The following is a 10,402-nucleotide window of genomic DNA, read 5'->3' as shown; positions in this document are numbered from 1 at the left end:
GACCGGACACATATACTCTCGCCTTGCTCATACGCAATTTCGACAGCACCTTTGATGGAAGATTGTAGCCTAACTGCAGTGTGCGTAGTTTTCCATAAGAACCGTTTTCCACGAAATATGAGGAGCAGCGACCTTCATCGCCATTGTTGCTGGTTGTAAGCATCGGGATGGTCGAACCGGCATTGACTTCCGGAAGCCACCCGTCGAGCACACGCACGCCCTTGTTGCTGCCAGTGTCGTTCACACTCCAGAAATCGGTCTGGAATTTCTGGTCGTTATAGACATCCTGTCCGAGCACGCCCTGCCAGAACATCTGCAAGTCGAAGTTTTTGTAAGCAAGTTCTATATTGAGACCGAACGAAAGATCCGGAACCGGGTTGAAGATCCAGGTCTGGTCTTTGTCGGTTATCTTACCGTCATTGTCGAGATCCCTGTATCTCATTCCGCCCACACGGGCATTGGGCTGTCCGGAAGATGCCACTTCCGCCGCATTCTGGAATATGCCGTCCCACACATAACCTACAATCGAGCCGTAAGGTTTTGCCGCCTCCACAATATTCTGCGTCGGAGTGTGGGCATATGAACCGGTAGCCGTAGCTGGTAGATATGTAACCTTGCTGCGGAAGAAATCGAAGTTAAGAGAAGCCTTGTAGGAGAAACCGCAGGCGAGGTCATCGCGCCAACCCACAAGAAACTCCATACCCCAGTTTCTTAAAGAAGGACCGTTGACCCATGAAGCTCCTCCTTCTCCCATCGAACCGAGGTAGGCAGGTCTGATAAGCATATCCTTGACATCCTTGATGTAGGTATCCCAGGTTCCGTAAAGGCGGTTGTTTAGGAAGGCGAAGTCGAGTCCTATATTTGACTGCGTAGTGCTCTCCCATTTGAGATTGTTGTTGGCGGTCTGGCTGGCAAAATATCCCGAGGGGAATATACCGCTCTGCTGGAGCAGCAGGTCATATGCGGTTGAAGTCACACGATCATTGCCATAATCGGAGACAAAAAGGGAATAACGTGCATTATTGTCGATAGCCTGATTACCTGTCTTACCCCATGATGCGCGGATTTTCAAATCGTTGAGCCATGGTTTGTCGATAGTCTCCGAGATTCTGTAACCAAGAGTGGCTGCCGGGAATGTTGCGTAGCGGTTGTTTTTACCGAAACGCGAAGAGCCGTCGTAACGGATGGTGAAAGAAGCAAGCAACAGGTTTCTCCAGTTGTAATCTGCCTTGCCGAAGAAAGATATAAGGGAATATGCAGATCTGTTACCTTTTGACTTTGCCACACCTACCGCGGCATCAGGATACATATAGTCAGGAGTCTCTATCGAATAATCCTGGTTCTCGCCCGAGAAATCCACACGGTTCTGGCGGAACAGCTCGATACCGCCGAGAACAGTGAAGTTATGGTCGTTTTTTACAGTGAAATCATAGTTGACCGTATTTGTCCAGGTCCATTTGGAATCGTTTGCCTGTGAGAGTGTGGTTCCGTTAGTGTCGTTGTTGACGATATCGCTGTGGAACGTATATCTGTAGGAGTGGATAAACGCCGCGTCATAGTCGAGACCGAAATTAGAACGGAACAGAAAGCCTTTGAACGGTTTTATGTCGACATAGGCGTTGCCGAACAGACGCCATATCTTAAGAGCGTTGTCCTTGTTGAATGCCAATTCACGCACGGGGTTCTGACGGTCGCTCATGTTTCCGACCGGTCCGGCATATGTTATTCCGTCTGTCTCGAATACCGGAACGATAGAGGGCATTTTCAAGGCATTCTCCAGTGGTTCGCAGTTGACCTGGTCTGTATAGGTGAGGGTGAAGTTCTCCCCTACCGTAACGACTTTGCTTATATTGTAGGATGTGTTTATTCGAGCAGAGAGATTCTCGAAATCGGTATATTTCAATATACCGCTGTTTTTCTTATAGCCGAGGGAGAAGAATGAAGACCCTTTCTCACCGGAGGTCGAAACCGCAGCATCGTAATTCTGCGAGAAACCAGTGCGAGAAATCTCGTCAAGCCAGTCGGTGTCAGAAAAACGCATCGTACGCTTCGCATTTATATAACCGTCATATCGACCGTTTACCATATAATCGACATACTGTCCTGTAGCGGGATTATAGGCGCGGATCGGATAACCATCTTTTGCCGACAGGTTCAGTCCGTAGCCTGCGGCATATCCCACAGGGTCGATTCCGTCATTGAGGGCAGCCTGCGCCATGGCTGTAGCATATCCGGGAGTGTCAAGCAGTTTCATTTTCGATTGCGGAGAATAGAACTGCGCTGTAAGGTTGGCAGACAACGACACCTTTACTTTGCCGTTGGCGTTCTTTCCGCTCTTTGTGGTGATTATGATTACTCCGTTTGCCGCCCTTGAACCATATATTGATGCGGATGCCGCGTCTTTTAAAACCTGCATACTCTCGATATCATTCATATTCAATGAATTCAGAGTAGCGGTTGTCGGCACTCCATCTATAATGAACAAAGGATCCTGCGATGCGTTGAATGAACCGATACCACGGATTCTTACTGTTCCGCTCCCGGAGGGGGCACCTGTGGTCGTGATGGTCATTCCGGGCACTTTTCCCTGAAGCGCACGCATAGGGTCTGTATCCGCACTTGTCTCAAGCGACTTTGTGGAAACTACAGAAACAGCACCGGTCAGGTCGGCTTTCTTCACTGTCTGGTATCCGATCACCACCACTTCGTCAAGAAGTTCAGTGTCTTCGGAAAGATAGATTGTGAGTTTTTCTTCTGCTTTGACTGACTGCTGTCTGAATCCGACATATGACACTGTCAGTATTGAACCTTGCGGAACGGTAAGCGTAAAAGTACCGTCAAGATCGGTCGAAGCACCCTTCTTTGTAGCTTCCGACAATACGGTAGCGCCGATAAGAGGTTCGTTATCCGTCTTTGAGAGAACCGTTCCATGCACAGTGATGTTCTGTGCGTGTGCCGTAAACACTGCCATAAGAAGCAGCATGGCACTCAGGAGTGATTTTTTCATGATGAATTTTAATTGGTTTTAATAATTTGCGGCAAAGTTACGCACTCTGTCCAGGCAAAGTTATTACTTTTGTTGTGCGTGATATAAAATTTGATTCATAGCATGAATTATGATTAGATATGCATAAATTTTAATAGCGGCTCATGAATGCTCACCATAATCCACAGAGTCGTTCTACAGCCGCGACCGCAGCTCGGTCGGAGTCTCACCGTAAGCCTCACGATAACATTTAGAGAAATATGCCGGCGTGGAGAATCCCACTTCATATGCTATTTCGGAAATGGAGCGGTCTGTGGTTGTAAGCAGATGTCGAGCTCGTTTAAGACGGAGATTCCTTATAAGCTCTACAGGGGAATAATTGGTCAGAGCCTTTATCTTGCGGTAAAGCTGCGAACGTCCGAGACCCATTTCCGATGCAAGCTGGTCAACATTCATATCAGCATCGCCCATCCGTGACTCCACCAGTTTAAGAAAACGGGCGTAAAACTCATTTTCCACATCCGTTGACACAATGCGCCGCTCTGCTGATCCGTTTGCGGGTTTAGAAAGATCCCCCTCACTGCGGTCATGCGATGCGCCCCAGATGTTTTTTATACGACGCCGGTTCTCAAGCAGGTTTTCGATGCGGGATCTCAGCACTGCGCTGTTAAAGGGTTTCGAGATATAGCCGTCGGCTCCACTTTCATAACCGGCGACTTTCTGCTCATCCATAGAACAGGCGGTAAGCATAAGCACCGGAATGTGAGATGTCGAAATCTCCTCTTTTATATTGCGGCAGCATTCAAGACCGTCCATTACCGGCATCATGACATCGCAGACCACAAGATCCGGCACATAACGCGTTGCATATCTTATGCCCTCCCTGCCGTTCGAGGCACCGACCACATTGTATTTATCCGACAGCAATTCCTCAAGCATGACTCGTATGTCCTCGTTGTCATCGATTACAAGAATCACCGGCTTGTCTTCCGAAAACTCGCGCTCTTGAGTCTCGACATCCGCGAGTTCCGCCTCAATGGCAGCGTGATCCGTTCCGGCAACCGACGATTCCGTGCCCACACCCACATGGACAACCGGCAGAATGACTTTGAATTCAGAACCTTTCCCGACTTCACTCTCAACATTGATCTCTCCTCCGTGAAGTTCCACAAAGGCTTTGGTCAGCGAGAGTCCTATGCCGCTCCCCTTGGGATGAACACGATCCACCTGAAAGAAACGATCGAATATTCTCTTTCGGTCTTCCTCTTTTATTCCCGGACCATTGTCGCACACTGAGAAAAATATCTTATCCCCTTCACGTCCGCACGAAAAGCAGACAGAACCGTTGGCAGGAGTGTATTTCAATGCGTTAGACATCAGATTATACACAACCCTTTCAATCTTCTCCTCATCAACAGCCAGACGCAGATCCGCATCTTCAATTTTAATATCAAGCTTTATGTCGCGACTGCGGGCAACATTGCTGAAAGCCTCCACCCAATCTTTTGCAAGCGCGCCGAAGTCTGTCTCCACAAGATTCACATCCAGCTTTCCGTTTTCATATGCGCGAAAGTCAAGAATCTGGTTCAGAAGCCGTTTAAGAATCCTTACATTCTTATCGGCGATATGCATAAGTGTTTTCTGGGAGGGAGTCAGATTCCCCGCTCCGGCAAGTTGCTCCACCGGCTCGGCGATAAGAGTGAGTGGCGTGCGAAGATCGTGGGAGACATTGGTAAAAAACATCAGCTTGGAGCGCGTAGCTTCCTCCAGCCGGGTGTTGAGTCTTTTCTGCTCCTCATGTTGCGATGCGAGCTGTTCGTTTTTACGCAGCAAGGTTTCCTGATAACCTTTGCGAAGCCAAAATGCCCTGAGTATGAAGAAAAGCAACACACAAAGCATGACTACAAAAGCGATGCTTACGTAAAACAGCGTTGTCTGCGCCGAATGCCTGTCCCAGTACTGGTCGATTTCCGATTTAAGGCTCTTCATCTTGGAGGTCTCCTCCTTCAGTGATTCGTTCTGAATCAGCAAAATATCAGCATTGCTCAGATCCACGGCAGAAGGGATGGGAAGTTTCGCCACTGAATCATAAGGCTCTCCTTTAAGAATGGCAAGAGCAGTCTTTATAAGACGATGCCCTTCGGTAGGATAAAGAAAAGTGGCGTCAATCACGGAATCGCGCACAGCCTTCATTCCTATCTCGGGAGCCGCATCTATACCTATGATATATGGATCGAGTTTACGCCTACGCGCGGCATCTGAGGCGGCGACAGCCATACGGTCGTTATGAGCGTATATGCAATCAACATCCGGATAAACCGACAATAAAGAATCCGCAAGGTGCAATGCGTCTTCGTATTTCCAATTACCATAAGCACTTGCCTCTATCTTTATGCCGGGATGGCTCTCAAGTTCCTTTCTGAAACCTTCATGCCGGCTGATGGCAGGCGTGGAGCCTTTAAGACCGTAGAGTTCCAAGACAGAACCTTTGCCCCGCATGAGATTCGAGGCATAACGCGCCGCCAAAACACCGATCTTCTCGTTGTCAGCACCTTGAAAAGCAGTATAGCTGTGTCCGTTGACATTCCTGTCGAAAACCACTACCGGGATACCGCTTCGGTAAACACTGTCGATTACCGGTGTTATGGCATCAGCCTCGTTGGGGGCGACTATGATGATATCGAACCCATTATTAGCAAAATACCTGATGTCGGCAATTTGCTTCGCGTTGCTGTCTTCGGCGGAACGTATTTCGACAGAAGCCTCGGGATGAACAAGGATCTCCCGCTCTATCTCCTCGTTCATCTTGTTGCGCCAGTCGTCGTTGCTGCATTGCGACACGCCTATGCGGTATTCCTTCTTCTCCTCGCCACAGGATACAAGAATCAATCCTGCGGTTAATATAATACCTATGATATAAATCAATGTCAGTCTCGTTTTCATGGAATATCGGTTAATTTAAAAGGGACACACCTTCCGAATCCGAAATTAATAAAATATTGCCACACCTCAAAATCTGTGACCAAATGCCGACACTCTTAGTTACAAAAAAACGTGCATAGGCAATAAAAAAACAAGCTTATGCAACAAAATTCATACCGATTGCTCTTTTAATTATTGCATTACAGAAATCAGAACAATATCTTTGCGACATATTTGAAACAAATATTATAAGCGCATCCTTTATACTGCATGTGAAAACTCATAGGTAATAAAAGATTGTGAACAAAAGTACAAAACAACAGTAAAATGAACAACATCCTTAAAAACACCATGACGGCGGCAGCCATCGCGCTTTCCATATCGGCAGGCGCATCCGACATCCAGATAGACTATCTCGGCACAAACAATACGCTTGTGCGGGTGAAGGGAGCCAACAGATATCTTATGCTTCCAGTGCAGGAATCGAATGAGGATGCAAAAGTCAACGTTCTTGTCAACGGAAATATCGAACGCTCTTTTGCCGTCAGACTCGCCAAGACTAAAGTGGATTACACCGTGCCTTTCGATCTGTCACCCTTCGATGGCAAAGACGTGGTTCTTGACATTGTATCGTCGCAGGGGCGCGCATCGGTTCGCGAAGCGAAGCAGGACGCATGCTGGAGCAACTTCTCTTTATCTGACACAATCGATTGTGCAAACAAGGAGAAATACCGTCCGCTATATCACCACACTCCGGAATGGGGATGGATGAACGACCCGAACGGAATGTTCTATAAAGACGGAGTGTGGCACCTTTGCTATCAGTGGAATCCCTACGGATCCAAATGGCAGAATATGACCTGGGGCAGCTCAACCTCCACAGACCTGATACATTGGGAACATCACCCTGCGGCAATAATACCCAACGGACTGGGAATGGTTTTCAGCGGAAGCAGTGCCATAGACCGCAGCGGCAGCGCCGGATTCGGCAAAGATGCAGTAGTTGCCATGTATACTTCTGCCGGAGTGAGCCAGATGCAGAGTCTCGCCGTCAGCCATGACAACGGCCTGACATACGACATTTATCCCGCTAACCCGGTGATAACAATGGAAACCGAGGCAAGAGACCCCAATATGTTCTGGGACAATGACAAGAAACAATGGATTCTGGTGCTCGCCCACGCTCTCGAACATGAGATGCTTTTCTTCACCTCTCCCGATATGAAACAATGGACTCTCCGCGGTTCTTTCGGCAAGGGGCTTGGCGCACAGGGAGGCGTATGGGAATGTCCGGATCTTTTCCGACTCAAGGTTGACGGCACGGACAAAGAGAAATGGATGCTTATCTGCAATATCAACCCCGGAGGACCCTTCGGCGGAAGCGCGGTGCAGTATTTCACAGGAGATTTCGATGGCAACACATTCAAGGCTGATACCGACAAGAACGGTAACGTTGCCACCAAATGGCTTGACTATGGTAAAGACAATTATGCTCTTGTAAGCTGGAGCGATGTTCCCGACGGACGACGTGTGGCAATAGGCTGGATGAGCAACTGGCAATATGCCGCCGAAGTGCCGACGATGCAGTTCCGCAGTGCCAATACTCTTCCCCGCGAAATAAGACTTTTCGAAGGTCTTGACGGAGAGACATATGCCTCCTGCGGTGTTGCTCAAGAGATGCTGGGACTGAGAGGGAAGACATTCACCGAAGCCAAAAGACTGTCGGTATCGGGCAAAAAGAAATCCTTCGCACTTCCTGAATCAAACAGCGGAGCCTGCGAGATAACACTTGATATGAATAAAGGAAAATCCTCTAAAATTCTCCTTACTCTTTCCAATAAAGAAGGGGAATGCGTCAGCATGTGGTATGACACTGCCGCTAATACATTCTCTGTAGACAGGAGAAAGAGCGGCATCACGGATTTCAGTCAGGATTTCGCCTCTGTAACCACAGCCCCCGTGCTCGACACGGAATCTACGCTGAGTCTGCGCGTATTCGTCGACACTTCGAGCATCGAGGTATTCGGCAACGGAGGACGCTTCGCCATTACAAACCTTGTTTTCCCCAAAAGCCCTTATACCACTCTTACCGTAAGCTCGGAGGGTGGAAAGGGAAATATCTCCAATCTTAAAGTCTATTCACTGAACCTTAAATAACATTCCTGCGAACAATGAATAATTCAAATCCGGCGGCAACTACAGCTAAAAGTCCTCTTATGCAATTCATACCAGTGATGCTCTGCTTCTTCTCGATGGGCTTTGTAGACCTTGTGGGCACTGCCACAAATTTCGTAAGAAACGATCTCAACCTCTCTGTTTCCGAGGCGAGTCTCTTTCCTTCACTTGTATTTTTCTGGTTTCTTATCTTCTCGGTGCCTACTGGCATTCTGATGAACCGCATCGGCAGAAAGAGCACCGTTCTGGTGTCACTGGTCATAACGGCAGTGTCTCTTGTAATACCAGTCTTCGGCGATTCGTATGCGGTGATGCTTATCTCATTCTCGCTGCTTGGAATCGGCAACGCCGTAATGCAGACATCTCTCAATCCTTTGGTGACCAACCTTATAAGCGGCAACAAGCTTGCGTCTGCCCTAACATTCGGTCAGTTCGTCAAAGCGATAGCCTCTTTTCTCGCCCCGATAATCGCAACATGGGGAGCCACCACGCTTATGCCTACGTTCGGGCTGTCGTGGAGAGTGCTTTTCCTCATATATGCCATTGTGAGCGCGCTGGCAATCACCGCTCTGGGTGCAACGCCCATTCGAGAGGAACGTCCCGACAAGGCTTCCGGAATAAAGGAATGCATAAAGTTGCTCGGACGCCCGTTCATACTCCTTTGCTTCTTGGGCATAATGTGCCATGTAGGCATCGATGTTGGCACAAACACCTATGCGCCAATGATCATAATGGAACGCCTGAATTTCTCGCTTGAGGACGCCGCCTTCGCCACCGGTGTATACTTCATCTTCCGCACGATAGGTTGCTTCACCGGCGCGTTCATTCTGCGTGTGATGCGTCCGAAAGTTTTCCTCGCCATCAGCGGACTGATGATGCTGGCTTCGATGATTATCCTTTTCAGCGCACACTCCCTGACCGCGCTATATGTTGGCATCGCGCTTGTGGGATACGGCAACTCCAACGTGTTCTCCATCGTATTCTCACAGGCTCTCTTCTACGCTCCGAATGAGAAGAACGAAGTCTCGGGACTCATGATCATGGGACTCTTCGGTGGAACTGTGTTTCCTCTCGCAATGGGTTACGCGGCAGATGCCATAGGGCAACTCGGTGCTGTGGCGGTAATGACCGCAGGGGTAATTTATATCCTCTGCTACACAATAAAAATCAAAAAAGAAGCTTAATAAATAAGAGGTGTCATGTTTACAATGTGTTTACTATCCGGATTGCGACACCTGCTTATGACAATAAACTTTTTCAATGAAACAAATTAAAAATTTTGACATGAAAGACTTGGTAATCGGTATGGGAGAAGCCCTGTGGGATGTTCTTCCTGATGGTAAAAAAATCGGAGGCGCTCCTGCCAACTTCGCGTATCACGTTTCACAGTTCGGGCTTCCGAGCCTCGCTATAAGTGCTATCGGCGATGACGCTCTCGGCAAGGAGCTGGTAGAAAACTTCAATTCCAAAAACGTAAGATATCATCTTGACACAGTTCCCTACCCTACCGGAACGGTGCAGGTTGAACTTGACGAGGCAGGAGTTCCCCAATACGAGATAAAGGAGAATGTGGCATGGGACAACATCCCCGCGACTGACGAACTTAAAGCTATCGCGGCAGACACCAAAGCGTTCTGCTTCGGTTCGCTTGCACAGCGCAACGTAGTTTCACGCACAACGATCAAGGAGTTCCTTGAGGCAATTCCCAAGGAAAACAATCCTCTGATAGTTTTTGACGTAAACCTCCGTCAGGGATTTTACAACAAAGAAATCCTGTGCAGTTCCATGAAAGCGTGCAACATACTTAAAATCAACGACGAAGAATTAGTAACCGTAAGCCGGATGTTCGGTTATCCCGGAATTGACCTTCAGGATAAATGCTGGATATTGCTTGGCAAATATAATCTCAAGATGCTTATTCTGACATGCGGCATTAACGGCAGCTATGTATTCACCCCGGGAGAAGTTTCATTCCTCCCCACTCCTAAAGTTGAAGTCGCAGACACCGTTGGTGCAGGAGACTCATTCACGGCAGCCTTCATTGCAAGCATCCTCAAAGGGAAGAGTGTGCCTGAAGCCCATCACAAGGCTGTGGCGACCTCTGCCTTTGTCTGTACACAACACGGCGCCATGCCGGTCCTGCCTGCCGCCATTACGGATTGACTTCTACTTTCCTGAATATCGAGGTAACCGTTAAAGCTCTCGACACAATTTACACTTCACCTCAATAACGCGAATGCGGCCGGTTTCGCAACCAGCCGCATTCTCGTGTTTTCCATAATACTTTTTCGAACTAACCTAACATCATGAAACGATTTT

General features: G+C 48.3%; 5 protein-coding genes. 3 read left to right on the top strand and 2 right to left on the bottom strand.

The window, feature by feature from the left end; all coding sequences use genetic code 11:
- Both JX312_RS04210 and JX312_RS04205 read right to left on the bottom strand, forming a co-directional pair.
- The coding region (locus JX312_RS04210; protein ID WP_204457162.1) for a TonB-dependent receptor at positions 1 to 3,007 on the bottom strand (3,007 nt) is incomplete at its 3' end.
- A 174-nt stretch (positions 3,008 to 3,181) separates the two neighbouring features.
- Positions 3,182 to 5,929 (bottom strand): substrate-binding domain-containing protein, encoded by a 2,748-nt coding sequence (locus tag JX312_RS04205; RefSeq protein ID WP_204457161.1) that lies wholly within the window; start codon positions 5,927 to 5,929, stop codon positions 3,182 to 3,184.
- A 306-nt stretch (positions 5,930 to 6,235) separates the two neighbouring features.
- On the opposite strand from JX312_RS04205, the gene JX312_RS04200 reads away from it, so the two are divergent.
- The 3 genes from JX312_RS04200 to JX312_RS04190 all read left to right on the top strand — a co-directional run bounded on the left by JX312_RS04200 (position 6,236) and on the right by JX312_RS04190 (position 10,246).
- Positions 6,236 to 8,065, top strand: coding sequence for a GH32 C-terminal domain-containing protein (locus JX312_RS04200; RefSeq protein ID WP_204457160.1), 1,830 nt, complete (start codon positions 6,236 to 6,238; stop codon positions 8,063 to 8,065).
- A gap of 14 nt (positions 8,066 to 8,079) precedes the next feature.
- Positions 8,080 to 9,267 (top strand): MFS transporter, encoded by a 1,188-nt coding sequence (locus JX312_RS04195; protein ID WP_239653801.1) that lies wholly within the window; start codon positions 8,080 to 8,082, stop codon positions 9,265 to 9,267.
- A gap of 100 nt (positions 9,268 to 9,367) precedes the next feature.
- Positions 9,368 to 10,246, top strand: a complete 879-nt coding sequence (locus JX312_RS04190) for a carbohydrate kinase (protein WP_124030677.1) — start codon at positions 9,368 to 9,370, stop codon at positions 10,244 to 10,246.
- Positions 10,247 to 10,402 lie beyond the last annotated feature (156 nt).

Source organism: Barnesiella sp. CU968, assembly GCF_905219685.1.
GTDB classification, from domain to species: Bacteria; Bacteroidota; Bacteroidia; order Bacteroidales; family Muribaculaceae; genus Lepagella; species Lepagella muris_A.
Note: the sequence above shows the minus strand (reverse complement) of the source record. Positions and strands in the feature narration are given on the sequence as shown.